This window comes from Streptomyces sp. NPDC001450 (genome assembly GCF_053597295.1).
The window spans coordinates 15,229-41,290 of the sequence record NZ_JBSFHY010000028.1 but is presented as its reverse complement, the minus strand read 5'-3'; the positions used below and the strand labels follow the sequence as shown (position 1 = coordinate 41,290).

Annotated in this window: 20 protein-coding genes and 2 pseudogenes; 13 read left to right on the top strand and 9 right to left on the bottom strand. The window is 71.7% G+C overall.

Features of this window, described 5'->3' with window-relative positions; translation table 11 throughout:
* Window positions 1-4 precede the first annotated feature (4 nt).
* From ACWC5O_RS27885 to ACWC5O_RS27855, 7 genes are read left to right on the top strand one after another with little or no spacing between them, the layout of a single operon-like run.
* The gene (locus ACWC5O_RS27885; protein WP_450589964.1) at window positions 5-3,043 is read left to right on the top strand and encodes an AMP-binding protein; all 3,039 of its coding nucleotides are present in this window, start codon (window positions 5-7) and stop codon (window positions 3,041-3,043) included.
* Window positions 3,033-4,232 (top strand): alanine racemase, encoded by a 1,200-nt coding sequence (locus ACWC5O_RS27880; RefSeq protein WP_450589965.1) that lies wholly within the window; start codon window positions 3,033-3,035, stop codon window positions 4,230-4,232. Before ACWC5O_RS27885 ends, ACWC5O_RS27880 begins: the two co-directional genes overlap by 11 nt.
* Window positions 4,232-8,113, top strand: coding sequence for a non-ribosomal peptide synthetase (locus tag ACWC5O_RS27875; RefSeq protein ID WP_450589966.1), 3,882 nt, complete (start codon window positions 4,232-4,234; stop codon window positions 8,111-8,113). Before ACWC5O_RS27880 ends, ACWC5O_RS27875 begins: the two co-directional genes overlap by 1 nt.
* Window positions 8,110-8,355, top strand: coding sequence for an acyl carrier protein (locus ACWC5O_RS27870; protein WP_450589967.1), 246 nt, complete (start codon window positions 8,110-8,112; stop codon window positions 8,353-8,355). Before ACWC5O_RS27875 ends, ACWC5O_RS27870 begins: the two co-directional genes overlap by 4 nt.
* A 38-nt stretch (window positions 8,356-8,393) precedes the next feature.
* The gene (locus tag ACWC5O_RS27865; RefSeq protein ID WP_450589968.1) at window positions 8,394-9,233 is read left to right on the top strand and encodes a TauD/TfdA dioxygenase family protein; all 840 of its coding nucleotides are present in this window, start codon (window positions 8,394-8,396) and stop codon (window positions 9,231-9,233) included.
* A gap of 47 nt (window positions 9,234-9,280) precedes the next feature.
* Window positions 9,281-9,793, top strand: a complete 513-nt coding sequence (locus ACWC5O_RS27860) for a peroxiredoxin-like family protein (RefSeq protein ID WP_097253655.1) — start codon at window positions 9,281-9,283, stop codon at window positions 9,791-9,793.
* The gene (locus ACWC5O_RS27855; protein WP_450589969.1) at window positions 9,790-10,149 is read left to right on the top strand and encodes a rhodanese-like domain-containing protein; all 360 of its coding nucleotides are present in this window, start codon (window positions 9,790-9,792) and stop codon (window positions 10,147-10,149) included. Before ACWC5O_RS27860 ends, ACWC5O_RS27855 begins: the two co-directional genes overlap by 4 nt.
* A gap of 50 nt (window positions 10,150-10,199) precedes the next feature.
* Here the strand turns inward: ACWC5O_RS27855 and argJ are convergent, their stop codons facing one another.
* On the bottom strand, window positions 10,200-11,354 hold the full coding sequence (gene argJ / locus ACWC5O_RS27850; RefSeq protein ID WP_450589970.1) for a bifunctional glutamate N-acetyltransferase/amino-acid acetyltransferase ArgJ: 1,155 nt from the start codon (window positions 11,352-11,354) through the stop codon (window positions 10,200-10,202).
* Between the two features lie 120 nt (window positions 11,355-11,474).
* Between argJ and ACWC5O_RS27845 the strand changes: the two genes are divergently transcribed.
* The 4 genes from ACWC5O_RS27845 (at window position 11,475) to ACWC5O_RS27830 (ending at window position 15,901) form a co-directional block, all read left to right on the top strand.
* Complete coding sequence (locus ACWC5O_RS27845; protein ID WP_450589971.1) at window positions 11,475-12,254, top strand: enoyl-CoA hydratase/isomerase family protein; 780 nt, start codon at window positions 11,475-11,477, stop codon at window positions 12,252-12,254.
* Window positions 12,251-13,696, top strand: a complete 1,446-nt coding sequence (locus ACWC5O_RS27840; RefSeq protein WP_450589972.1) for an asparagine synthase-related protein — start codon at window positions 12,251-12,253, stop codon at window positions 13,694-13,696. Before ACWC5O_RS27845 ends, ACWC5O_RS27840 begins: the two co-directional genes overlap by 4 nt.
* Before the next feature lie 32 nt (window positions 13,697-13,728).
* Complete coding sequence (gene catA / locus ACWC5O_RS27835) at window positions 13,729-14,586, top strand: catechol 1,2-dioxygenase (RefSeq protein WP_450589973.1); 858 nt, start codon at window positions 13,729-13,731, stop codon at window positions 14,584-14,586.
* 130 nt (window positions 14,587-14,716) lie between these two features.
* A complete protein-coding gene (locus ACWC5O_RS27830; protein ID WP_450589974.1) occupies window positions 14,717-15,901 on the top strand; it encodes an FAD-dependent monooxygenase in 1,185 nt (394 codons plus the stop codon).
* Between the two features lie 352 nt (window positions 15,902-16,253).
* Here the strand turns inward: ACWC5O_RS27830 and ACWC5O_RS27825 are convergent.
* Together ACWC5O_RS27825 and ACWC5O_RS27820 are read right to left on the bottom strand one after the other, a co-directional pair.
* Window positions 16,254-16,880, bottom strand: a pseudogene (locus ACWC5O_RS27825) (FAD-dependent oxidoreductase); the annotation flags it as partial.
* A gap of 39 nt (window positions 16,881-16,919) precedes the next feature.
* Window positions 16,920-17,193: pseudogene (locus ACWC5O_RS27820) on the bottom strand (flavodoxin family protein); the annotation flags it as partial.
* On the opposite strand from ACWC5O_RS27820, the gene ACWC5O_RS27815 reads away from it, so the two are divergent.
* Window positions 17,173-18,147, top strand: coding sequence for a thiamine pyrophosphate-dependent enzyme (locus tag ACWC5O_RS27815; protein ID WP_450589975.1), 975 nt, complete (start codon window positions 17,173-17,175; stop codon window positions 18,145-18,147). The pseudogene ACWC5O_RS27820 and the gene ACWC5O_RS27815 sit on opposite strands and share 21 nt — an antisense overlap.
* A gap of 74 nt (window positions 18,148-18,221) precedes the next feature.
* On the opposite strand, the gene ACWC5O_RS27810 is transcribed toward ACWC5O_RS27815, so the two are convergent.
* The gene (locus ACWC5O_RS27810; protein WP_450589976.1) at window positions 18,222-19,088 is read right to left on the bottom strand and encodes a potassium channel family protein; all 867 of its coding nucleotides are present in this window, start codon (window positions 19,086-19,088) and stop codon (window positions 18,222-18,224) included.
* A gap of 775 nt (window positions 19,089-19,863) precedes the next feature.
* Between ACWC5O_RS27810 and ACWC5O_RS27805 the strand changes: the two genes are divergently transcribed.
* The gene (locus tag ACWC5O_RS27805; RefSeq protein ID WP_450589977.1) at window positions 19,864-20,199 is read left to right on the top strand and encodes a helix-turn-helix domain-containing protein; all 336 of its coding nucleotides are present in this window, start codon (window positions 19,864-19,866) and stop codon (window positions 20,197-20,199) included.
* Window positions 20,200-20,256: 57 nt separating this feature from the next.
* Here ACWC5O_RS27805 and ACWC5O_RS27800 read toward each other — a convergent pair whose 3' ends face one another.
* The 5 genes from ACWC5O_RS27800 to ACWC5O_RS27780 form a co-directional block, all read right to left on the bottom strand.
* Entirely contained in the window at window positions 20,257-21,054 is a 798-nt protein-coding gene (locus ACWC5O_RS27800) for a hypothetical protein (RefSeq protein ID WP_450589978.1), read from the bottom strand.
* 335 nt (window positions 21,055-21,389) lie between these two features.
* A complete protein-coding gene (locus tag ACWC5O_RS27795) occupies window positions 21,390-22,775 on the bottom strand; it encodes a sensor histidine kinase (RefSeq protein ID WP_450589979.1) in 1,386 nt (461 codons plus the stop codon).
* Entirely contained in the window at window positions 22,772-23,497 is a 726-nt protein-coding gene (locus ACWC5O_RS27790) for a response regulator transcription factor (RefSeq protein WP_450589980.1), read from the bottom strand. The genes ACWC5O_RS27795 and ACWC5O_RS27790 overlap by 4 nt, the downstream gene beginning before the upstream one ends.
* 521 nt (window positions 23,498-24,018) lie before the next feature.
* Window positions 24,019-24,438 carry a PepSY domain-containing protein gene (locus ACWC5O_RS27785; protein ID WP_450589981.1) on the bottom strand — a complete coding sequence of 140 codons (420 nt, stop codon included), beginning with the start codon at window positions 24,436-24,438 and terminating at the stop codon, window positions 24,019-24,021.
* Window positions 24,439-24,624: 186 nt separating this feature from the next.
* The gene (locus ACWC5O_RS27780) at window positions 24,625-26,061 is read right to left on the bottom strand and encodes an MFS transporter (RefSeq protein WP_450589982.1); all 1,437 of its coding nucleotides are present in this window, start codon (window positions 26,059-26,061) and stop codon (window positions 24,625-24,627) included.
* Window position 26,062 lies beyond the last annotated feature (1 nt).

Sequence of the window (26,062 nt, the reverse complement as noted above, 5' to 3'; positions counted from 1 at the left end):
CGCCATGCAGACACCGGATGCCCTGAGCCGGCTGCTCGACCTCGGCCGGGCCGACCGCACGGCCGTCGAGTGGTGCGGGCACGAGCTGTCGTACGCCGGGCTCGGCGCGGCCGTCGACGACGTGGCCCGCCGCCTGACGGAGGCGGGCGCGGCACGGACCAACGTGCTGCTCCTCGGCCCGCTGACCCCCGCCTACGTCGTCGGGCTGCTGGCCGCGCTGCGCAGCGGTGCCGTCCCCGTGCCCGTGGACGCCGGGATGACGTCCGCCCAGTACGCGTGGGCCGAGCGCGTCTCCCGGCCGTCGGTCCTGCTGAGCAGCGACGTCTCCCCGGTGGCGCACTTCCGCGGTGCCACCGGCGCGGACGTCGGCGAGCTGGTCGTCGACGCGGCCACCGGCCGGGTCGTCCTCGACACCACGGGCCCGCGGCGCCCCGACAGCGCCTGGCGGTACCCCGGCGACGACGCCGCCTACCTCATTCCGACGTCCGGTTCGACGGGCGCCCCGAAGGCGATCGTCGGCAGCAGGACGGGCCTGAACGCGTTCCTGTCCTGGTTCGTCGAGGAGTTCGAGCTGGGTGAGGACGACACCTGCGCCGCCCTCACCCGCGTCAACTTCGACCCCTCGCTGCGCGAGCTGCTCGGCGTGCTCGTCGCCGGCGGCAGACTGAACCTGCCCCCCGTGGACGTCCAGCTGGACCTGGCCACGCTCGGCAGACACCTCGTCGAGAGCAGGCCGACACTCGCCTTCCTCGTCCCGTCCCTCGCCCGGCGCGTCGCGGACGTCCTGCGCACCGACTCCACGCGACTCGGCGCGCTGCGACTGGCCTTCTTCGCCGGGGAGGTGCTGCCCGCGCGCGTGGCGCAGCAGTGGAGCGGCCTCGCCCCCGGCACCGAGATCGTGAACCTGTACGGCATGACTGAGGGCACCCTCGCGCAGCTCTTCCGGCGCGCGGCGCGCCCCGAGGACGCGGCCGGGACCTGGGGGCTGCCCGTCGGACGGCCCCGCCCCGGGGTGACGGTGAAGCTCGCCGAGCCGGACGCCGACGGCCGGGGCGAGGTGCTCATCGCCTCCGCCGCGCCGGCCCTGGGCACCCTCACGGACGGCCCCGGCACGACCCCGCGCACCTTCCACGTCGAGCCGATGCCCCCCGTCCTGCGCACCGGCGACATCGGCTTCCGCGCCGACGGTGACCTGGTGATCGCCGGGCGTGCGGGCAACGACCTGAAGGTGTCCGGCCGCCGCGTCTCGTACCACCGCTTCGTCGCCGAGGCCGAGGAGCTGGCAGGGGTGGCCCAGTGTGTCGTGGTCGACCGGCAGGGCCCGCACGCCTTCGTCGCCGTACGGGATCTCGCGCCCGAGGACGAGGGCACGCTGCGGGAGCGGGTGCGCGCGGTGGCGGCGCGGCTGGAGCTGCCCGCGCCGGACGTCCATGTGCGCCGGGAACTTCCGTTGCTGCGCAGCGGGAAGGTCGACCGGATGGCGCTCGCGGCCTCCGTCTCCACCGAGGAGGCGTCCGGGCCGGGTACGCCGAGCCAGGAGGCGACCACGACGGACGTCCTGCTCGAACTATTCGATTCGCAGGGGGAGTTGAACGCATCGACCGCGTTCGTCGAGGCGGGCCTCGGCTCGCTCGACATGATCGCGTTCGTCGCCCGGGTCAACCGGCACTTCGGGCTGGCCCTCTCGGCCCAGGACTGCTTCGGCCACCGCGATGTGGCCTCCCTCGCCGCGGCGATCGAGCGGCTGGGCCGCACGGGGACACCCGCGCCGGCCGTACCCGAGGACGCCACGGACACCGTTTCCGGCGAGCCGGGCACCCACCCCCTCTCCACCCGGCAACTCGCCTACATGGCCACCTGTATGGCGGACGGCAACGCCAACTGGTGCAACCTCTCCCGCGAGGTCCGTGTCGAGGGGACGGTGACCCCGGCCGAGGTGCGTGCCGCGCTGGACGCGCTGGTGGCCCGGCACGACGTGCTGCGGCTCTCCCTCACCCCGGAGTGGACCGGGCAGGTCCACACCGAGCCCGCCGGGGTGCGCTGCCCGCTCACCGTCCACGAGGCCGGATCCCGCACGGTGCAGGAGGCCCGCTTCCAGGCGGTGACGCGGCTGATCGACCCGACGACGGCTCCGCCGCTGCGGGCCGCCCTGGTGCCGGGCGAGGGCACGACGTCCGTCGTCGTGGTCGCCCACCATCTGTTCCTGGACGGGCTGAGCATGGACCTGATCGCCCGCGAGCTGCGCGCGCTCCTGCTCGGTGCGCCTCTCGGCGACGCCCCACCGCCGGACGGCTTCCGCACCTACTGCGCGGCGACGCGCCGCCCCACGGAGCCGACGCCGGACGCGGAGTACTGGCGGGAGGCCCTGAAGGGCGCCGGGCAGACCGAACTGCCCGAGGCGGCCGGCGCCGGCGCGCGCGACGGACTCCTGCTCTCCCGGCCCTTCGGCGTACGGGCGGTACGGGCCGCCCACCGGCTCGCGGCGGCGACCGGGGTCTCGGTCTTCGCGGTCGTCCTCGCCGCCTTCGACCAGGCTGTCTCCCGGATCTTCGGCCTCGGCGCACTGAACGTCGTCGTCCCCGTCCAGTCCCGCGACGGCATGCCGGACACGGCGGCCGGCATGTTCATGAGCCAGCTCGTGCTGCGCGGCGGCGGACCGGCCCCGGTCGAGGACAAGGCCAGGGCGTACGCCGGCCGGTTGGCGGCCGGTACGGCGCACAGCGCGTGGGAGTTCGACCAGCGGGCCGCGGAGCACGGACTCGACGGCACCGACCGCTTCCCGTTCTCCACGGTGCTGTTCAACCAGCACCCCAAGGAGCGCGGCCTGCGGGCCCGCGACCTCGGCTCCTGGGAGCCGCGCCCGCTGGGCCGCTCGCTGCGCTACCAGCTCCAGGGCGAACTGCAGATGTCGGCGGCGGAGATGGCGCTGACCTACTACTACCGACGGGGGATCGCGATGCACGGAACCGACGTCATCGACCGGCTCCACGCCTGCGTCATCGAAGCGCTGTGTCAGGCAGGAGGGACCCGCTGTGCGCACTGAGGAACGTTCCGTCCCGGCCGGGTTCTGGATGCCCACCGAGCGCGAGGCCCGGCTCCTGGTGCACCGCGCCGGCGGAACCCCGGCGTTCGTCTACAGCCGTGCCGCCCTGCGCGCCGCCGTCGACCGGGTCCGGGCCGCCTCGGTGTCCGGCGCGGACCTCTACTACTCGCTGAAGGCCAACCCGCACCCCGGCGTCGTCACCGCCCTGGCGTCCCTCGTGGACGGCTTCGACGTGTGCTCCACGGCCGAACTGGAGACCGCGCTGAACGCCGGTGTGCCGGCCGCGAAGGTGCTGTTCACCGGCCCGGCGAAGACACGGTCCGAGGCGGCCGCCGCGCTGGCCGCCGGGGTCGCGGTGACCGTCGAGTCCCCGGGCCAGGCCCGCCTGTTCGCCGAGGTGGCGGACGAACTCGGCGTCGGCGGGCGAGCCGTCGTACGCCTGAACACGCCGTATCCGGGCCGCACCCCGGGCAGCGCGCCGTCCCCCAACCAGTTCGGGGTGGCGGCGGAGGATCTCGCCGAGGTCGTGGACGTCCTGCGGGGCTCCGCCCTGTCGGTCGACGGCCTGCACCTGTTCTTCGGCTCGCAGTACGCCGACGCGAGTGTCATCGGCGCGGCCCGGCGGGCGGCCCTGGAGCGGGCCCGGGACGTCGAGGAGCGGTTCGGGCTGAAGCTCGGGCTCGTCTCCGTCGGCGGCGGCATCGCCCTGCCGTGGTGCGCCGCCGACCCGGACGTGGACTGGGCGGGGCTGGAGGCGGCGAGCGACGAGCCGCAGGCGTGGGGAGACGACGGCGACCGGACCGTCGTCTGCGAGTACGGCCGCGCCATCGCCGGCCCGGCCGGGGTGCTGCTCACCACCGTGCTGGACGTGAAGACCGTCGGCGACCGGCGCTATGTGGTCGTCGACGCCGGCCTGAACCACCTGTTCGTCGCCGGCCGGCTGGTGGCCGGCGGCGACCGGGGCGAGCCCCTGGTCCGGGCGGTGGGCCCGGGGCGCCCGGGTGCTCCGGACCGCGCGTACGTGACCGGGCCGCTGTGCTCGCAGCTGGACGTGCTCGCCGAGGACGTGCCGCTGCCTCAGGTGGCCGCCGGCGACACGCTGATGTTCCTCGCCGTGGGCGCCTACGGGCCGACGTTCAGTCCCAGCGGCTTCCTCAGCCGCGACAAGGCCGGGGAGATCGTTCACTGATGACCGAGACCGCAACCGAGGCAGTGACGGACGTCCTGCCGCCCGACGCGCTGAGCCCGATCCAGCGCGCCTACCTGGTCGGCGAGCAGGCGGGCATGGAACTCTCCGGGCCCGCCCGGTACTACGTGGGCTGCGACCTGGACCCGGCGTGCGTCCCCGGGCTCGGGGACCGGCTGCGCCGGCTGGTGCGCGCCAACCCCGTCCTGCGCGTCGCCCTGGCCGACGACCTGTCGATGCCGGTCCTGCCCGAGACGGCCGCGGACGAGACCGAAGTCGAGATCCGCCGGGTCGCCGACACCGACTTCGACGCCGTCGACACCGCCGTGCGCGAGGCCTGCACCGCGGACACGTTCGCCTTCGCCGGCGGGCCGCGCCTGCGCGTCGTCGCCGTGTGCTCGGAGCAGCGGGCGCGCCTGCACCTCGTCTACGCCCTGTGGCTGATGGACGCGGCGTCGCTGGACGTCTTCCTCGCCGCACTGGTGTCGGACCGGGCGGTCACGGGCACGGCCCCGGCCCCGGCCGGCGTCTCTCGCGCGGCGTGCGGCCGGGACCGCTCCGCGCGGGACCGGCAGTTCTGGACCGAGCGGGCCGCCGCCCTGCCCGACCCGGCGGAACTGCCGCTGCGCCCCGAGTGGCGGCGCGCGGGCCCGGACGTCACGCACCGCATGCTGACCGTCGACGCGGCCACCGCGCGCGCCCTCGCCGGGACGGCACGCGAGCACGGTCTGACGCCCGCGATGGTCTACCTCGCCGTCTACGGCGTGCTCCTGGGCCGTCTCGGCGGCGGTGTCCCGCACACCCTGACCGTGCTGTACTCCCGGCGCGCCGGACAGCGGCCGGCCCTGGACGCCCTCGGCAACCACGGCACCACCATGCCGCTGGAGATCCCGGCGACCACCGGGCAGGGCTTCGCCGGGATCGCGGGGACCGTGCAGCGCCGCTACCTGACCCAAGCGCTGCACGGATCCCTCAGCGGCGCCGAGATCGCCCGGCTGGCGGACCCCGGCGGCGACCCGCGCCGGCTGCCGTACCCGTTCGCCTTCACGGCGCTGGCGGCCGACGGGCGCCGCGAGGCGGACCTCGGGTTCCGGCGGCGCTGGGACGAGGTGCAGCTGAGGGTGCCCCAGGTGCTGCTCGACCACCAGGTGGTCATGGACGCCGACGGCAGCGTCCGGCTGGGCTTCGACTGGCGGACGGACGCCTTCGACGCCGGCTTCGTCGAGGACTTCGTCGGCCAGTACGCCGACCTCGTCGGGGAACTCGCCGAGTCCCGCGACCACTGGGCGCGCCTGCCGTACCGCACCCCGGCCCCGGCCCCGGCCCGGTCCCTCGCCTCCGCCGCGGGGGAGACCCTGCACGACCGGGTGATGCGCCGCGCCGCCGAAACACCCGACGCTCCGGCCGTGCACGACGAGCAGGGCACCCTCGGCTACGCGGAGCTGGCCGCACACGCGGCGGCGGTGGCGGACGCCCTGCGCGCGGCGGGCGCCCGCCCCGGGGACAAGGTCGCCGTGCATCTGCCGCGCGGGCGCGGCCAGGTGATCGCCGTCCTCGGCAGCCTGCTCGCCGGCTGCGTCTACATCCCGCTGGATTACGGCGTCCCCGACGGCCGTCTCGACAGCATCGCGCGACGCGGCGAGGTCCGCTTCGCGTTCACCGACGGCCGGCCGGAGGCGGACCAGGGCTGGGTGCGCCGCGGGGTACGGCCCCTGCGCCTGCCGGAGCCGGACGACGTGCCCTGCGGGCCGCCCGTCCACCGCCCGGCCCCGGACGCGACGCCGACGGCGTACATCATCTTCACCTCCGGCTCGACCGGTGAACCGAAGGGCGTGGTGATCTCGCACGCCGCGGCCCTCACCACGATCGACGCGGTCAACGACGAACTCGGCGTCGCCGCCGGGGACCGCGTGCTGTCGGTTTCGTCGATCGGCTTCGACCTGTCCGTGTACGACATGTTCGGGCCGCTGCTGCGCGGCGGCGCCGTCGTGATGCTCTCCGAGCGGTCCGCGCGCAACCCCGCCGCCTGGGCCGACCTCATCGGCCGGCACGGCGTGACCATCTGGAACTCGGCCCCCGCGCTGGCGTCCCTGCTGGCCGAGGAGGGGACCGCCGTCCCGACGGTGCGGACCTTCATGCTCAGCGGCGACTGGATCCCGCTGACACTTCCCGCCGCCCTGCGGCGCCTTGCGCCCGCCGTGCAGGTGATGAGCCTGGGTGGGGCGACCGAGGGCGCGATCTGGTCCATCCGGCACCCGGTCACGGACGCCGACTGCGCGGGCCGTTCCATCCCGTACGGCACGGCCCTGCCGGGCCAGGACATCCATGTGCTCGACGCGGAACGGCGGCTGTGTCCGGACTGGCACATAGGGGAGATCTGCATCGGTGGCGCGGGCGTGGCCGACGGCTACGTCAACGACCCGGAGAAGACGGCGGCGGCGTTCGTCGACGACCCCGTGTTCGGGCGGATCTACCGCACCGGCGACCGGGGCCGCCGGCACCCGGACGGCGTGGTGGAGTTCCTGGGCCGCACCGACACCCAGGTCAAACTCAACGGACACCGGGTGGAGCTGGGCGAGGTGGAACACCTCCTGGACCGCTTGCCGGGCATCCGGGGCAGTGCCGCGTGTGTTCGTGGGGAAGGCCGCCGCAAGAGCCTCGTCGCGTATGTCACCCTCACCGAGGACCCGCCGGGGACCTGGCAGCGGGACGCGTACGCCGCGCTCGGCAAGGCCCTGCCGTACTACATGGTCCCGGACGCCGTGGTCGCCCTCGACGAGATCCCCCTGACCGGCAACGGCAAGGTGGACCGGCGCCGGCTCCAGTCGCTGCCCCTGCCCGACGACGAGCGCGCGGACGCGGAGCCGGCGGTCCGCGCGGGCGACCCGCTGGGCCAGGAGATCGCCGGGTGCTGGCGGGAGGTGCTGGGCGAACCCCCGGGCCGACGAGGCTTCTTCGAGGCCGGAGGCAGTTCGTACGACGCGATCCGGCTGCTCTCCCTGGTGCGCGGCCGGCTCGGACACGAGGTGTCGTTCGGCGACTTCATGGCGGACCCCACGGTCGCGGGCCTGGCCTCGCTGTGCCGCCGGGTGCGGGGCGAACGCGGCTCCGGTATCTGGACGTACCGCCCGCGCGCCGCCGTGCGTCCACGGCTGCGGCTGGTGCTCTTCCCGCCGGTGGGCGGTGGTGTGTCCTGCTACGCGGGGCTGATCCGGGAGCTGTCGGGCGACATCGACGTCCATGTGGCCGGGTTCGACGCTCCGGTGGCCCGGTCCGGCTCGGCGGGCTCGCTGACCGGGCTCGCCCGGGGCTGTCTGCGGGAGCTGCCCGCCGAGGTGCTGTCCGGTGCCGAGCCGCTGGTCTTCGCCGGGTGGTCCTTCGGGGGCGCGCTGGCCTTCGAAGCGGCACGGATCTGCGGGGTGCCCGTGGCCCGGGTCGTGGTGGTCGACACCCCGGTCTCCGCCGTGTCCCGTGCCCACGGTGACCCCGGGGACGGTGCCCTGCTCGCGGGGTTCCTCAGGGACATCCGGGAGACCAGCGGGGCGGACGTCGACCGGGCCGACGTGGCCACGGATCCGACGTTGCGCACCCGGTTCGAGGTGTACCGGCAGAACATCGCGGCGCTGGCCGCCTGGAGTCCGCAAGCGGCCGCCCTGCCCGTCGTGGAGTTCCGGGCCGGTGAGCAGCCGGCCGAGCGGGACGCCGGCGCCTGGGGCCGGGTGGCGCGGAGCGCCGGTACGGCGGTGCTGACCGGCGGGCACTTCGACGTGTTCCGGCCGGACAACGCCCGTCACGTCAGGGACGCCATCGACGCCGTCGACGGGATCGAAGGCATCGAAGGCATCGAGGAATTCGACGGGATCGAAAGGGCCGAAAGCCGATGACCAGAACCGATGTACCGGTCGCCGTCCGCGAGGAATTCGCCTCCCGGGGGCACCCGCTGTCCCCGTCGCAGGACGCCGTGGATCTGATCAGCCTCGGCGTCAACTCGGTGACGCTGATCCAGGTCCTGTCCGCGCTGGAGGACGCCTTCGGGATCGATTTCGACATGGAACGCCTGTTCTCCGCGCCCGTGACGGTGGCCCGGCTGGAGACGGAGATAGTGCGCGGCACCGCGCCCGCGTAACGGCACACGCAGAAAAGCACTTTGGGAGGGGATTCGGCATGTCCGACATCGAGAACACCGAGAACGACGACTATCAGCGGCTGACTCCGTCCGGCATGGGCGCGGTCATTCCCTGGAGTCCCGGCCGGCCCGTCGAGGCACTGGCCCAGGAGACCAAGCGGGCCGCGCTGGGCAACGGGTGCGCCCTGGTCCGCGGACTCGGCCTGGACGAGGCGGACTTCAAGCTGCTGGTCCGCTCGCTCGGGGACACCGTCGACCACAAGTTCGGCGAGGGCGGCGCCGACCTGCTCAAGCTCAACGCCTCGCACGACGAGGGGAAGGTCGTCACCGGGCGCGGCCCGCTGCCCGTCCACACCGACGGGCTGCTGGTCGGCGAGCGCGTCGACCTGATCATCCTGTACGCCGCCGAGTTCTCCGACGCGCCGGGCTCCGGCGAGACCTACATCAGCGACCAGCTCACCGCCTGGGCGGAAATGCCCGAGCACCTGCGCCGGGTCCTCGACGAGTACGAGATCGAGTACCTGGTCACCGAGCGCGGGTACTTCCCGACGGTCCCCGAGGACTGGTACGCCATCCCGGTGACCCGGGACTACGGCCGGGTGAAGTCCCTGAACCTGGCGACGGCCTTTCCCCCCGACGTCACCCCGCGCTCCTGGGAGGTCAGGGTCAAGGGGATGGACCCCGAGCTGTCCGACCGGTTCTTCACCGAGCTGGACGCCTTCCTGCGCTCCGAGCGGTACGCGTACACGCACCGCTGGCAGGTCGGGGACCTGCTGATCATCGACAACCAGCGGACCCTGCACGGCCGTACGGCCATCGGCCCGGGCGGCACCCGAGTGCTGTTCCGGGGCCAGCTGACCCTGCCCGACGCGGCCTGAGCCCCGTCCCGCCCGTCCGATCGTCCTCGCCGTCACTGGAGCCTCACATGCCCATACCCCGTCAGCCCGTCCCCGCCCTCGACGTCCCGCTGGTCGGCGGCGGCCGCTGGGTCCTCGCCGACCAGCGGCCCGACCGCTTCAGCCTGGTGGTCTTCTACCGGGGTGTGCACTGCCCGATGTGCCGTGCTCACGTCACCGAACTCGACGGACTGATCGACGAGTTCGCCGCCGTCGGAGTGGACCGCGTCCTCGCGGTCAGCGGAGACGACGAGGGCCGCGCCCGGCGCGCTGTCGAGGAGTGGGGAATCAGCCGGGTGCCGATCGGTTACGGCCTGTCCCTCGCGTCCATGCGGGAGTGGGGCCTGTACGTGTCCAAGGCCATCAAGGAGGGCCAGCCGAACGAGTTCAGTGAGCCAGGCCTGTTCCTCGTCCGCCCGGACGGCACCCTCTACGCGGCCGTGCAGACCACGATGCCGTTCCTGCGGCCGCATCTGGACGAGGTCGTGGAGACGGTCCGCTGGATCAACGAGAACGACTACCCCGCGCGGGGCGAGTTGTGAGCGACGACCGGCACGGGGCGGCCCCGGCCGACGGGGCCGCCATCACACCACGGCACCTGAAGCGACTGCTCGACCAAGGGGCCCCGATCGACCTCGTCGACATCCGGGAGCCCCAAGAGTGGGAGATCGTGCGCATCCCCGGTGCGCGCCTGGTCCCGATGCGGGAATGGCTGGACGGTTCGGCCCTGTCGACCTTGTGCCAGGGCCGTACACCGGTCTTCTACTGCCGGACCGGCCGACGCACGCTCGAGGTCCTGGCCGTGGCGCGGGAGGCCGGGTTCGCCGACGCCGTACACCTGGAAGGGGGCGTCGTGGCATGGGTGAACGAGATCGATCCCCGGCTCCCGGTGTACTGAGCGCGGCCCTGCGGCACGGTCCGGGCGGACCGTGCCGCGCCGCGGCCGGCTCAGGTGGTGTAGTCGGCGTTGAGCTTCACATAGCCTTCGGTGAGGTCGCAGCCGTAGACCGTGAACGCGCCCTCGCCAATGCCGAGGTCCACCCGGATGACCACCTCGTCGCCGGTGAGATACCGCGCCGCCCGCTCCAGCAGCGCGTCACTCGGCTCCTCCGGGTGCATGGGGAGATCGCCGAACCAGATGCGGACGCGGTGCGGCTGGATGTCGGTCTCGTCGTCGAGCTTGCCGATGGCCATCGCGACCCGGCCCCAGTTGGGGTCGGCGCCGTGCACGGCCGTCTTCACCAGGGGGGAGTTGACCACGCTCTTGCCGACCCGCTTGGCCTGGGCGTCGTCGCGGGCCCCGGTGACCTGGACCTCGATGAGCTTGCTGGCGCCCTCGCCGTCCGAGGCGATGTCGCGTACGAGGCGCAGCGCGACGGTGTACAGCGCCTCCTCGAACTCGGCGAGGTCGACGGGTCCGGCCAGGCCGTTGGCGAAGAGCGCGGCCGTGTCGCTGGTGGAGGTGTCGGTGTCGATGCTCAGGGCGTTGAACGTCCGGTCCATCACACGCCGGAACAGGGTGTCGAGTTCGGCGGCCGGGATGTCGGCATCGGTGAAGAAGAACGTCAGCAGGGTTGCCATGTTCGGCTCGATCATGCCGACGCCCTTGGCGATACCGGCGAGGACGGCGTCGCCGACCCGCACGCTGAAGTGCTTCGGGCGGGTGTCGGTCGTCATGATGGCCGCGGCGGCTGTCGCGTAGTCCGCCTCCGGGAACGGCCAGGACAGCGCGTCGAGTCCGGCCCGGATGCTCTCCATGGGGTAGGGGCGGCCGATCACACCGGTCGAACCGATGACCAGCTCCTCGGGGTCGATGCCGACGATCTCGGCGACCCTGCGGCGCACTTCGGCGGCGTTGTCCGCGCCCGCCTTGCCGGTGGCCACGTTGGCGTTCCGGGAGAGCACGACCATGCCGCGGCTCTGCTGCCGGTGCGCCACCTCGCGGCTGATGACGACGCTCGGTCCCGCGAAACGCGAACGCGTGAACACGGCGGCGGAGCGGGCGGGAACGTCGGAGACGACGACCGCGAAGTCGTCCTCGATGTCCTTGAGCCCCATGTTCCTGGTCACGCTGCGAAAGCCCTTCGGGCCCGTGATCGCCATGTCTCACATTCCTTTTCGATGAATGAACATTCCGATCACCGTACATTCAATCAACTCCTCGTGCACCAGGGCACCGAACCGACCGCATAAATATTCCAACTGTTTGCTGAGGGAGGGTCCGTGTCGACGATCGACATCGAGACAGCGACCATGAAGTGCGAGGTACTTTCCGAGGGCATCGCCCTGGTGGAGTTCTCGCAGGCACACGAACAGAACCCGTTCAGCAGGGCGCGCATGCGCGAGCTGACCAGGGTGATGACCGACCTCGACGGCGACGACCGGATCCGCTGCGTCGTCCTGTACGGCGGCGCGGGCCGGTCCTTCGGGGCCGGCGGCGACTTCCACGAGGTCTCGGAGTTCTCCGGCGGCGACGAGGTCGACGCCTGGATCGATGACATCACCGACCTGTACGGCACCATCGCCGGCATCTCGAAACCCGTCGTCGCCGCCATCGACGGCTTCGCGATCGGCGTCGGACTGCAGATCGCCCTCTGTTGCGACCTCCGCGTCGGCAGCCGTACCTCGACGCTGGTGATGCCCGAGTTCCGGGTCGGCATCGCCTGCAACTTCGGCGGCTACATGCTGGAGACGGTGGTGGGCCGCAGCGTCATGCAGGAGATGCTCTACACCTGCGCCGAGTGGCCCGCCGACCGCGCCCTCACGGACGGCCTCCTCCAGGAGGTCACCGCCCCGGAGGACCTGCTGGACAGCGCGCTCGGCCACGCCCGGCGCATCGCCTCGTACACCGCCGCCGCCGTGCAGTCGACCCGCGCCCGGGTCAACGGCCCCTTCGTGGAGGGCCTGCGCCGGGTCCGCGACGAGGGCAAGCGGTCCCACCGCACCGCCTTCTCGGCGGGCGAGGCCCAGCAGCGCATGCGCCGGATCATCGGAAAGGCGTGACCGTGACCTCCCTCGTCGACCTGCCTCCGGTCAGCAAGTGGTGCGTGGTCACCAACGCGCCCGTCCCGGAACTGGCCCGCCTGTCCCAGAGCGCCGACCTCGGCGACCTGAACGTGTACTACCGGGGGCCCGCCGGCGCCGTGCTCCCCGACAACCCCCCGTTCACCCTCGACGTGCGCACCCTGACCGCGTCCGCGGAGGACCCCGGCCACACCGCCGCCACCGTCCTGCGCGTCGAGGCGGACACCGTCACCCTGCACATCTCCGCATTCAACGAGGACCCGGTCTACTACGCCGTCAACCGCCTGCGCGGCCTGTTCGCCTACTTCACGGACCTGCTGCTCGCGCCCCTCGTGCTGCCCGCCCTCGACCTGCCCGTCGCATCCACCGAGGGCGCCCCCGGCCACGAGCGCGCCACCCTCCTGCTCGGCGTGAACCGGCTGCGCCACGGCATCCACACCCGCACCCGCCGCACCGGCGGCGCCTGGCTGATGGAGGCCCGCGACGAGCACGACCCGCTCGCCTCGTTCCGCGCCCCGCTCCGCGACGACCCGCTCGCCGCCGGCGAGGCCCAGATCGAGGCGCTGACCGAGGAGATCCGCCGGATCGCCGCGGCCACCCCCGAGGGCACCGGCTACGCCACCCTCCTGTCGGGCGGCATCGACTCCGGCACGGTGACCTACCTCGCCGCCCGGGCCGGCCTGCCCGTCACCCCGTACAGCGTGGCCACCCCCTGGGGCGACGAACTCGCCGACGCGACCGAACTCTGCGCCGAGTTGGGCATCGCGCTCGAACCCGTCCATCTGACCGAGGACGAGATCATCGCCTCCATACCGGAGGCCGTCCGCTGGCTGGGCGTCACCGACCCCGAGGTCGTCGAAGTCGCCCTGACCGCCACGTCCGTGCAGCGGCTCGGCGCCGTCGCCCCCGAGAAGGTGCTGCTCACCGGCTACGGCAGCGATCTGATCAACGCCGGCCTCTACCGCCCCTTCGACCACCGCGACGACCTGATCGACCAGTGCCTCACGGCCGTCGACCGCACCCGGCGCAGCAACGAACTGTCCAACCGCATGCCGCTCGCCTACGGCACCACCACCCACCACCCCTTCTGGGCCTGGCCGGTGATGCGGGTGGCCCTGGAGACCGCGCCGGAGTGCAAGGTGCGCGAGGGCCGCGAGAAGTACCACCTGCGTACGGCGATGGGCACACGGCTGCCCGAGCCGATCGCCTGGCGCAAGAAGATCGCCGTGCACCACGGCGGCGGACTCCAGCAGGGCGTGATCCGTCGCCTGGAGAAGGAGACGGGCCCCGTCGACCGTGAACGCCTTTACCGGGCCTGTTTCACCGAACTCCTCGACCGGGCCGCGCAGGGCGAACTGGAGCCCGCCGACCCCTGGGCCCTCCTGGAGGGCGCGGTACGCCGCGTCCGCCGCCCGCACTGACCACGACAGCACCCGTAGAACCGAGGGAACCGATGACCGAGCAACTGACAGCACCGACCGCCACCGCGGCCTCCTCCGGTGCGGCCGCCACCGAGCAGTTCCGCGCCCGCCGACGCGACCATGCGCCGGTCGCCGACACGGCGAGGGTCAGCACCCTCGCCGGCGAACTGATCGGTGCCGCACGCGACATCATCCGCCGCCACAAGGTGACGTACGCCGAGTTCGACGCGCTGAAGGCGTGGCTCATCCAGGTGGGCGAGGACGGCGAGTGGCCGCTGTTCCTCGACGTCTGGATCGAGCAGACCATCGAGCAGGTGGCCAACGAGAACCGGGACGGCACCAAGGGCAGCCCGGAGGGCCCGTACTTCGTGCCGGACGCCCCGCGCCTGCCGGCCGACAGCGCGCTTCCCATGCGGGAGAGCGAAGGGGGCGTCCCGCTGGTCTTCCAGGGCCGGGTCACCTCGACCGACGGAACGCCCCTGCCCGGCGCGACCATCGAGATGTGGCAGGCCGACGACGACGGCGTGTACTCCCAGTTCGCGCCCGGCCTGCCCGAATGGAACCTCCGCGGCACGGTGGTGACCGACGACGACGGCGCCTTCAAGGTGCGCACCGTCGAGCCGTCTCCGTACGAGATTCCCACCGACGGCTCCTGCGGCAGGCTCATCGCCGCGGCGGGCTGGCACGCGTGGCGCCCTGCCCACCTGCACGTGCGGGTGTCCGCCGAGGGACACCACGTCCTGACCACACAGCTGTACTTCAAGGGCGGCCCGCACATCGAGGACGACATCGCGTCGGCGGTCAAGCCGGAACTGATCCTGGACCCCACGCCCGTCGGGGACGGCAGCAGCCGTGAAGTGACCTACGGCCTGGTCCTCGACCCGGCCTGACGACCGACGACAGCCGAGCACGGGATCACACCGCCGACCGGAGGGCGACCGGTCCGGTCCGGCGCACCAGGGCGTGCGCCCGGCCGGACCGGACCGCCGTGGGTCGGCCACGAGAAGCGGGGACTACGAAGTGAGGCGACGCGTTCGCACTCAGGTGGGCATCATCGGTGCGGGACCGGCGGGCCTGGTCACCGCCGCCGTACTGGGCCAGGCGGGCATCGACCACGTGGTGCTGGAGCGGCAGACCCGTGAGCACATCGAACAACGCGCCCGCGCGGGCCTGTTGGAACATCGCACGGTGGAATACCTCCGGAGCCGGGGACTGGCCGGCCGCCTCGTGGCGGAGGGCCGCCGGGCCGGCTGGTCGGACTTCCAGCTGACCGGCAGCCGTATGCGCCTGGACTACGAGGCACTCACCGGCGGGCTGCGGCACTGGGTGTACCCGCAGCACCTTCTGGTGCGGGACCTGTGCGACGAACTGGCGGCCGCCGGACGGGCGCCGCTGTTCTCGCACCCCGTCCGGGAGGTGAACGGCCTGACCGGACCGACGCCGCGCATCGTCTGCGACGACGTGGAGATCGACTGCGATTTCGTCATCGGGTGCGACGGCTACCGGGGCATCGCGCGCACGCTCATGCCCAGCGGGCCGGACTCCCCCCAGGACGCCGCCGTACGGTATCCGTACGAGACTCTGACCATGCTCGCCGAGGTGGACGTCCCGGCAGAAGGGGTTCTCTACGCGATCACGGAGGACGGGTTCGCGGGAATGATGCCGCGCACCCCGCAGATCAGCCGCTTCCACCTGCAGATCCCGCACGGGGACACTCCCGGGGACTGGCCGGCTTCCCGCATCAGGGAACGACTGGCCCGCCGCCTGGCCGACAGTGGCACCGGCGCGCCGGACATCGGCGCCATCACCGAAGTACGCACCCTGCTGATGCGCAGCCACATCGCCGGATCGCTGCGCCACGGCCGGCTGCTGCTGGCCGGGGACGCGGCCCACATCCTGACACCGTTCGGCGGCAAGGGGGCCAACCTGGCGATCGCCGACGTCGCGGACCTGACCCGGGCCCTGATCGTGCACTACCGGCACGGTGACGACCACGAGCTGGACACCTACAGCGACCGGCGCATGCGCGAGATCTGGCAGGTCCAGGAGTTCTCCCACCACCTTCTGCAGCTGGTCATGCTGCCGCCTGGCACCCCCGCTGAGCGTCGCTTCGCACTCGGCCTGAAACGCATCGCCGTCGAACGCATCACCCAAGGGCACGAGGCCACGGCATTTGCCCACCACTATGTGGGGTCCGGGGTGTAGCCGACGGGCTGGCCAACGGCTGGACGGCAGCACTTGGAGTCTCATGCGAAGAGCGCGCGGCAGGACACTGAGCGCGCTTCTGCAGTAGGCGCCCGAGCTGGTGGCCCGGGCCGCCTGCGGAGGTGACGCCGGACCTCGTTGAGCGGTACCGGCACGTCCGCAGGGATACCGGGGTGTTCGTTCAGGAAGCGACACGGCCCGACGTACGGCTGGACATCCTCGACACCTCGCCGATCCGCCGCCACCCCTGAACCGCTGTTTCGGCCTCTGGCCTGGGCCGCGGGAAAACTGAGGGCACGGCGTGGGAAACGATCTTTCCGATGAGGCGGCTGACGACCAGCGCTCCACAGGACGTGATGCCCAGCCGCTCGCAGGCCTGGCGCAGGTGGCTGCGGGCTCCGGCGGAGAGCCGGGCGCCCAGCTCGCCGCGGGCGACCAGCGTCACCGACAGGCCGGGCCGGGATTCCGCGATCTCGGTGGCGGTCTCGATGCCGGTCAGCCCGTCGCCGACGACCAGCACCCTTCCGCCTTCGTCCCGCCTGCCCAGGCTGTCCAGGCGCTCGCGCAGGCGCAGCGCGGAGGGCCGGCCGGTGACGTCGAAGGCGTGCTCGGCCACGCCGGGGACGCCGTGGCCGGCGGCGTGGCTGCCGAGCGCGTAGAGAAGCGTGTCGTAGCCGAGCTCGCCGCCGCCGTCGGCGTCGGCCACGGCGACGGCCTGGCGCTCGGGGTCGACGGCGGTGACGCGGGCCAGGCGCAGCCGTATCCCCGTGCCCACGAAGACGTCGGCGAGCTGTGGAGCCTCGATCTCCTGGCCGGCCGCGAGCTGGTGCAGCCGCAGCCGCAGCCGCAGCCGCAGCCGCAGCCGCTGGACGAAGTCCGGCTCGGCGTTGACCACGGTGATCTCGGTGTCCGCCGGGGACAGCCGACGGGCCAGGGTCCCGGCCACGTAGGCCCCGGCATAGCCGGCGCCGAGGACGATTTTCGGCGATTCCCTTACGTCTCGGCCTGCTTGGCCGTCCTACCGGTGCTCAGGGTTTTCGTAGTCGCGGCGGCAGCCGGCGTCCCAGGCGGTGCGCTGGTTGCCGTAGGCGGGGATGCCACCGAGGTCTTTCAACGCCCGGGCCAGGTGCAGCAGGTTCCAGGTCATGAAGGTGGTGTTGCGGTTGGTGAAGTCGTTCTCCGGGCCGCCCGATCCGGGGTCGAGGTAGGAGGGGCCGGGGCCCGCCTCGCCGATCCAACCGGCGTCCGCCTGGGGCGGGATGGTATCCCAGGTGCTGCAGGCTGTAGAGCACGCCTTTCACGGCAAGGGTGTCTTCCCCGACGACCACCCGGGCGCTCTCGGCGCGGTCGGATTCATGCGGCACGACTACAGCAACTTCGGCTTCGACACGGCCGACGTGCTGATCTGCGTGGGCTACGAGATCCAGGAGTTCGACCCGGTCAAGATCAACCCGAACGGCGACAAGCGGATCGTCCACGTGCACCGCTTCCCTGCCGAGGTGGACGCCCACTACCCGGTCGCGGTGGGCGTCGAGGGCGACCCCTCACAAGCGCTGGACGCACTCGCGGCAGCACTGCCCGACGGACTCACCTACGACTTCGGGAGCAACGAGAAGATCCGGACGCTGCTCGACGAAGAGCTCCAGTACGGGCGCGACAGCGAGGCATTCCCGCTGGTGCCGCAGCGCGCTGTGGCCGACGTGCGTACCGCGCTGGACCGCCACGACATCGTCCTCGCCGACACCGGCGCCGGGAAAATGTGGATGTCCCGCCTCTACCCCACCTACGAACCGGACACGTGCCTGGTCTCCAACGGTCTGTCGACCATGGGGTTCGCCCTGCCGGGCGCGATCGCCGCGAAGCTGGCACGGCCGGACCGGCGCGTGCTGGCGATGATGGGCGACGGCTCGTTCCTGATGAACTCCCAGGAACTGGAGACCGCCGTCCGCGAACACATCCCGCTGGTCGTCCTGGTCCTGGTCGACGAGGAATACGGCCTGATCACCTGGAAGATGGAACTCGAGATCGGCCGCCACAGCCACACCCGGTTCACCAACCCGGACCTGGTCGCCTACGCCGAAAGCTTCGGCGCCCGTGGTTACGCGATCGAAGCCGCCGACCAACTCCTGCCCGTGCTGCGCCGCGCCCTCGACGACGACACGGTCTCCGTGATCGCCTGCCCCGTCGACTACTCCGAGAACCTGCGTCTGACCGACCGACTCGGCAGTCTCCACGGCCCGTTCTGACCTCAGCACAGGGCCGGCCGACCGCCGGCAACGACACATACGAGCCCCGGGCCGGCTCGCCGTCCCGGGCTCGCTCAGGGGCTCCCGTGGTCGCGGGCGTAGGCGGCCAGGATCCGCTGCCGCGTGCCTCCGGTGTGCAGGAAGCGCTGGTCGAGCACAGTGGCGAGGTCGTCGAGAGCGGCGGCGAGCACGGCCGCGGCGCTCCGGGCGTCCGGGCGCTCTGTTCGCCTTGCCCGCTCGGCGAGGTCGGCTGCGTACCCGAGGGTCAACGCCAGCGAGATGTCACCGGGTCCGTCGTGGAAGTAGTAGGACTCGGGGTACTGGAGGAAGTCCACGCAGGTACGTGCGATGTCGGCAGCGAGTTGGCCGAGGGCAGCGGCCCCCACGTCGGAGGCCGGTTGCCCGGCCGTCGGATCGGCGCGGCGCAGCTGGGAGATGCGCAGTGCAAGCGCCCGTCGCCGGGCCAGAGCCGGATAGATGCCGAGGATCCAGGAGACGGTGGCGGTCAACAACGCGAAGCCGACCAGCGCCTCCAGCGGTGCGACGATGCGCAGCCAGTCGGCGGAGGGCGCGATGTCGCCGAGGCCGAGCGTGGCGACGGTCACCAGTGAGAGGTACAGGGCGTCCACCGGCCCGGAGTGCTCGGACGGCTCCAGCGTGCCGGAGTAGGAGAACGCTTCCGGCATGTGCGGCCAGTACACCAGGGCCCAGCCCACGGCCACGGCGCAGGCCCACGTGGCCACCACGGTCACCATGCCGACAGGCCCGGCCAGCCCAGCGGTCCTGCTGCTCTCGCGGCCCCGGGTGGACAGCCGCCACAACAGCGACATGACGACCCTGCTCAGGCCCCCGTGCCGGGTGGGGTGCCACAGGGTGTGGAACACGTCCCGCAGAATGATCAGCACCACCGCCACGCCGATGAACGTGACCAGCCATTCCATGGAACCTCCCGGGCTCACCCGCCTCGGGTCCAGCATGCGGCGATCCCCACCCGGAGACGACCATTCGCCACGCCCCGACCACCGCGCTGGTCGGCACGCTGCCCGCCCGGTGGGCTCTCTTCGCTCCCCCAGTCACCCGCATGCGGGTTCAAGCAGTGGCCGCTCCGTCCCTTCGGAGCGCCCACCGGGCCGAGTAGGCGGAGGATCAGGCCTCGGTGCCGGCCTTGCCGCGGCGCACCACGAAACGGCGCCTGCGCCGACGGCGACCGCGGCACCAGCCCGAGCGATGGCCGGGAGTGCGGAGCGGGAACCGGTCTGCGCGGGGGCGTCCTGCGGCTTGGCGTCACCCGGCAGTGACATGCGGGGTGTTCCGGCGCTTCATCGGCATCGTCACAGCTGGCCCGACCCTGGCCGCAATCTCCGGGTGCACGGTGCACGGTGCACGGTGCACGGTGCACGGTGCACGGCGCCCGTGGACGCGGTCGCCGGCCGGTCTCTTCCTACAGCTCCCTGCGGCTCTTCTGACTTGCTCAGAGCGGGGGCGACGGATCGCCGGTTGGAGTTACCGCACACCCCCATTGGGGTGATGTTGAACCAGTCACGGTTCGGATGCCGCGCGAAGCTCATAGTCGCAGGTCACAGGCACACTGACGGAGCGATGTGCGCCGTCGTGCCGGGGGATTTTGCGGGAACCGAGTGTTTAGCTAGACCTAAAGGTGGCATCCTTGAGACAGCGGCAACATCCGCTGCCGTTACATGAGTTGGGGGTCATGCCATGAGCTTCTTCGCTCGCAGTGAGAGTAACGCCGAGTTAGCCGGCGCTCAGTTGGCGCGACAGGCAACAGCTTCTCTCGCGGGCTTGTTGTCAGGGCTGGGAAAGACACGTTCGGACCTTGCCAAGGCCATGGGTGTCAGCCCTGGTCGAGTCAGTCAGATCATGTCGGGTGACGCAAATCTGACGGTGCGTACGTTGGCTGCGGCAGCGGAAGCGCTGGGTGCCGACGTCGAGATCAGGTTTTCTCCCCGCCGCCCAGACACCGCAGAGGGGCCATCTGTGAGCAGCGGAGAGTCATCGCCCTTGCGTGGAAGTGGCATCCCTACGCATCGATGAGCCTGTCCGGCTGCCGACCAGGGACTTGCGGGCTTCTGGTGAGGTCGGCTGCCGCCACTAGGGGCGGTTGCGGCGGAGGCTGAACCGTCGCCGTTGCTGAGGCAGCGCAGAACTGTGGAAGGCATCGTTGGACAGTGCCTTGGTACGCAGTGCCTCGAGGTCGGCGTGTTCCGTCCGGCGGCCGTGCACGTAGGCGTACAGCAACAGGTCTCCGCAGCGGTTGCTGGCTTCACCGAAAGCACTGCGGCACTGATAGACCTCTTCGTCGGTCGGCTCCCGCATCCAGGCGATGTGGATTTCACGGCGGGCCTCATCTGTCTTCGTCTGCACCTCAAGCGCGTTGATCATGGCCTTGTCGGCTGCGTCGAAGAGGTTGGTGACCGCTTTGGCGAGCGGGGGATGCCGGTCCACCAGGTAGTTCTTGAGTTCGTGTACGAACACACGGAGCTGCGTCGACTTCTCGAAGCCGTCCATGAACCGGTCACACCAGCGGCGAGCGTCCAGCTGCATGCGGTACTCGAGTCGTTCCCTGAACCAGGCAATGCCCAGTGTCATGAACTTGACGTAGGGCTGAGTCGTATCGTCCTGTCTCTTGCGCGGCATGGTCGTGACCCCGGTGGCCAGGCCCGCGGCGATCGGAGGCAGCTTCGCCAGGTGCGGAAGCGCCAGCCCGGCGGCGATCCCGACTGCGCCTGTCAGAGCGAGAACCAGGAGCGTCAGGCCGGCGGATCTCCAGCTGCCCAGCAGCCGGCCCTTGCCGGCGGAATGGCGGGCTAAGCCGATCCACGCAAGGCCGGCGCTGAGGGCGGCCGGTAACGCGTAACCGGCGAGCCAGCTGTGGTGGTACCAGGTCATGAACGGCCCCAAGTCGTGCATGGACAGGTAGGACCGTCGCAGGCGAGCAGAGGGCGAGCCGGGCTCCCCCTCGGCGTGTGCGCCCAGCCCCCTCGCTGCAGGCCTACAGCGAGGGGGCTGCCGCGAGTACCGCAGATGATGTCATCTGGCGTTGCCTTGCGGCATTACTTTGAGCAACAAGTGGCCACCGGCTGCGGTGATCCAGCCACTTCGTGCCTCGTAACGGGCCGGGGCCCGTTTCTCTGTCCCGGTACAACTCCTCGCCTTCATGGACGGCCACTTCTGCAACGGCTTCATGCCGTTCGTCGTCCATCGGGTGCTGCTGGGGATTGCCGTCATCGGCCTGTTCGTGATGGGCATCCTCGCCCCAGGTGCGCGCCGGTCACCGGGCGCAGCCGCACCGCTGCGTCCAGGCCGGTGCCCGGGGCCGGGCGCAGGCCTATGTCGCCGCCCGAGGCGTGGACGAGGTGGCGGACTATGGGCAGACCCAGGCCGGTGCCGTCGTGGTGGGAGTCGGAGGCGCGCCAGAAGCGGTCGAAGGCGCGGACGCGGTCGCTCTCGGGCATGCCGGGGCCCTGGTCGATGACATGGAGCTCGGCGTCGGGCGTGCGGTGGAGGGTGATGGTCGTGCCGGGCGGGGAGACGCGCAGTGCGTTGGCGACCAGGTTGTCGATGATCTGGTCCAGCGCCCCGGGGATCGCCCAGACCCGGCCGGCGGGGCGGCCGGTGACGGAGAGGACTACGTACTGTTCGGCGGCCAGTGACTCCCACATCGCGACGCGGTCGGCGATGACGGTGTCCAGGTCGACCGGTTCCGGGGTGGTGGCGCTGTTCTCCAGGCGGGCCAGGGCGAGCAGGCCCTGCACCATGCGGCCGAGGCGTTCGACCTCGCCGACGGCCTCCTCCAGGCTGCCGTGGGCGCGCGGGTCGAGGTAGGGCTCGAAGTTCTCCAGGCGCAGGCGCAGTGCGGTCAGCGGGGTTTTCAGCTGGTGGGAGGCCTCGGAGGCGAACGCCTGCTGGGCCTCGAGCAGGTGTTGCAGGCGGGTGGCCGTGTGGGTGAAGGAGGCGGCGAGGGTGCGTAGTTCGGGAGGGCCGGAGGTGGTGTCCGGTGGGTTGGTGAGCCGGCCGTCGGCCAGCTGGGCGGTGGCCGCTTCCAGGGTGCGCAGGGGGCGGGTGATCCAGCGGGCGAGGGTGAAGGCGGCCAGGGCGACGGCGGCGAGGATGCAGGCTCCGGCCAGGGCGAGGGCGCCCCAGATGCGGTGGACACGGGCGTTGACCTCGGCCATGGGGTAGGTCACGCGCAGGGTGCCCCGGATCGTCGTACCGGAGGAGCCCGGCATGGTGGCCGAGAGCATGTCGTCTCCGGCGGTCACGGTCGGCTGGTTGCGCAGGGCGCGGGCGATGTCCGGCTGGGCGGCGATGCTGATTCCCGTACGGCCGGACGGGTCGGAGTCGGCCAGGACGAGGCCTCGCCGGTCGGTGACGACGACACGGCCGCCGGTGCGGGTGGCGTAGTCGCCGACGACGTCGGGCAGGGCGTCGAAGTTGCCCTTCTCGATGTTCTCCTCGGTGACCTCGGCGAGCATGGAGGCGTCGCGTTCGACGCTCTGGGAGGCGCGGGAGGTCTCTCCGCGGGCGTAGATCAAGCCGAGTGGCAGCTCCAGTCCGGCCAGTACGAGGATCGCCAGGGCGAGGTAGCTGAGCAGCAGGCGTCGGGTCATCCGGCCGCCCTGGGTTCCGCGTCGTGGCCGGGGACGGTGAGGCGGAAGCCGACACCGCGAGCCGTGGTGATCCAGGCCGGGTCGCCGAGCTTGCGGCGCAGCGCGGCGACGTGGGCGTCGAGGGTCTTGGTGGGGCCGAAGAAGTGGGGGTCCCACACCGTGTCCATGATCTGCTGCCGTGAGTGGACCGTTCCGGGGTCCTCGGCGAGGTAGGCCAGCAGGTCGAACTCACGGGGTGTGAGCGGTACTTCGGCTCCGCTCAGGTGGACCTGGCGGGTGCGGCGGTTGAGCTCCAGGGAGCCGAGCAGCTGCGGTCCGGGAGCCTCGGGCGCTGCCTGGTGCATGGGTGCGGGGAAGGGCAGGGCGCCGCTGGTGCGGCGGGTGACCGCTCGGATCCGGGCCACCAACTCCCTTACACCGAAGGGCTTGGCGAGGTAGTCGTCGGCTCCGAGTTCGAGGCCGACGATGCGGTCGGCCTCCTCGCCCCGGGCGGTGATCATGATGATCGGTACGGCGGAGCGGGCGCGCAGGCTGCGGCAGACGTCGAGGCCGTCCATGTCGGGCAGGCCGAGGTCGAGCAGGACCAGGTCCGGGGAGCCGTCGGTGCCGGCGAGTCCGGCGGCACCGGTGCGGACATGGTCCACGGTGAATCCGTACCGGCCGAGCCCTTCGGTGAGCGGGCCGGCGATTCGGTCGTCGTCTTCGATGAGCAGGAGCCGCATGGCGCAAGGCTCGCACAGCTGTGCCAGGGGAGTTGGGCTGTTCATGGGAAGCCGCCTGGGACCTGGGAGGTGTACGGGACGGTGAGCGGGCGCGGGGGCGGCCCGGCCGGTCGGCACGGGAGAGCGGGACCGGCCGGCGGCGGGAGCGGGGTGGAGACGAGGCCGACCGTGGGGAGTCAGCCGTCGGCGTGGTCTGCGTCCTCGCGTCCCTGCTCCTCCTCCCCGTGGTCGTCGTCACCGCGGGCACTGGTGACGGGCGGCAGAGCGGTCCGCGCAGGCGGGGTGGCCTCGTTCACCCCGGCACCGGACGGTCGAGCGGGGAGCGTCGCGTCCGGCGGGAGGGACGGTGAGCCGGGTGACCTGGGCGCCGAGATCTGGGCGGCGCTTCCGGGGTTCGGGGTGGGGGTGACCGTGTCGCCGCCCCAGGATCACCGTCACCTCGGCGTCCGACAGTGGCGCGGTGGCGTTCTCGTGCTCGCTCGGCACCTGTTTCTCCCCTCCGGCCGGTCGACCCGCGCGTCTCAGCCGTCGTTCTCCGTCTTCTCGGTGCCTTCCTGCTTGGTGCCGGTGACCTTGAAGGACTTGTCCAGGTAGACCTCGACCGATGTGCCGTCCTCCTTCTTCACTTCCACCGCGTACATACCGGGCTTCTCCGCGTCCTCCTCGGACTTGATCACCGTGCCCGGGTGGACGGCGATGGCCGCCGCCTCCGCCTTCTGCTTGATGTCGCCGGTCAGCGGCGGTTCCTTCTTGTCGTCGGTGTCGCCGGCAGCCTCGCCCGCTGCATCGGCGCCTCCTGTGCCCTGGGCTGTCTGCTGGGTGTCCGGCTTCGAACTGCCGGAACCGGAACCGGATTCGGAACCGCCACCGCATGCGGCGAGGGCGAACATCAGCACGGCGGCGGGAGCGGCGAGAAGGGCACGGCGGGGCAGAGCACGCATGAACTTGTCTCCGGATTTCGGGGATTCGGGGATGCGGTGATCCAGGGAGCCGGACCACCGGGGGACGACAACGACCCTAGGAAGACGCTGTCGAGAGCCGGCCCAGCAGACGGAGAGCGGAAGCACAGCAGATGTCCAAAGTTCCGCCACCGATGCCAGAAGGTGCGCCGCTGAATCCGTCTCGCATCAGGCCGCCGGCCGGCGTGCCGCGGGCTGTGGGGCGGAGTCGGGGTGGAAGCGGCCGTCGATGGCTATCGGCGGCGGTGACGCGACCGCGGTGAGCGGGGTGCTCTCACGCGTGGTGCGTGAGCGTGCGGTGATCACGGCCGACAGGCCGATGGCGGCCACGGCGGAGATCGCGCCGCCGAGGACGAGGCTGAAGCGGGCGCCGAGGGAGTCGGAGACGAGGCCGACCAGAGGGGCGCCGACCGGGGTGCCGCCGAGCAGGACGAGCAGATAGACGGAGACGACGCGGCCGCGCATGCTCGGGTCGGCGTTCAGCTGGGTCATGGCGTTGGCCGTGGTCATCACGGTCACCGAGGCCAGCCCGGTGGGCAGGAGTACGAGCAGGAAGGTGGCGTAACCGGGCATGAGACCGGCCAGGGCCTCCAGGGCTCCGAAGACGACCGTGGCGGTGACCAGGCGGCGGGCGGTGGGAGGTTTTCGCTTGCCGGCTCCTCTGAGCGCGCCGACGAGGCTGCCGATGGCGTAGGCAGCGGACAGGTAACCGTAGGCGGCGGAACCTGAGTTGAAGACCGTTATGGCGATCAGGGAGATGGTGACCTGGAAGTTGAAGCCGAAAGTGCCGACGAAGGCGATGACCGTGATCGGCAGCAGCAGTTCGGGGGTGGCCCGGATGGTTCGGAAGACGTCTGACAGGCGCGTGTCTCCGTGGTTCTTCTTCTTGGGCGCGTGGAGTTCGTCGGCGCGGATGGCGATCAGGCCGTAGAGGACGGCGAGGTACGAGGCCGCGTTGACCAGGAAGACGGGTCCGGTACCCGCGGCGGCGACCGCCAGGCCCGCCACGGCCGGGCCGATCGCGCGGGCGACATTGAACTGCGCGGAGTTCAGGCCAACGGCGTTGGCCAGGCGCTCCTTGCCGACGAGTTCGGAGACGAAGGCGTTGCGGGCCGGGCTGTCCAGCGCCGTGGCCGTGCCCAGCAGGAAGGCGAGCAGGTACACGGCCCACAGGTTCACCGCGCCGGTGACCGTCAGTACGCCCAGCACGAGCGACTGCACTCCCATGGCGGACTGCGTGACGATCAGCAGGCGGCGTTTGGCGAACCGGTCGGCGAAGACGCCCCCGGAGAGACCGAAGAGGGTCTGCGGCAGGAACTGCAGGGCGGTGAGTACGCCGACGGCGCTGCCGCTGTTGCCGGTGAGCTGGAGGACCAGCAGGTCCTGGGCGGCGCGCTGCATCCAGGTGCCGATGTTGGAGACGAGCTGCCCGATCAGGTAGCGGCGGAAGTTGCGGGCCCCGAGCGTGGCGAGTGCTTCGCTCGGGGCCCGTCGCCTTCCGCCCCTGCGGATCCTGCGGTGCCGGCCGCCCACGTTGAGGGCGGCAAGTCGGGCGCGGAGGGTCTGCGTCCTGTCGCTGCTGCGGACACGGCGGTGCTTGCTCATG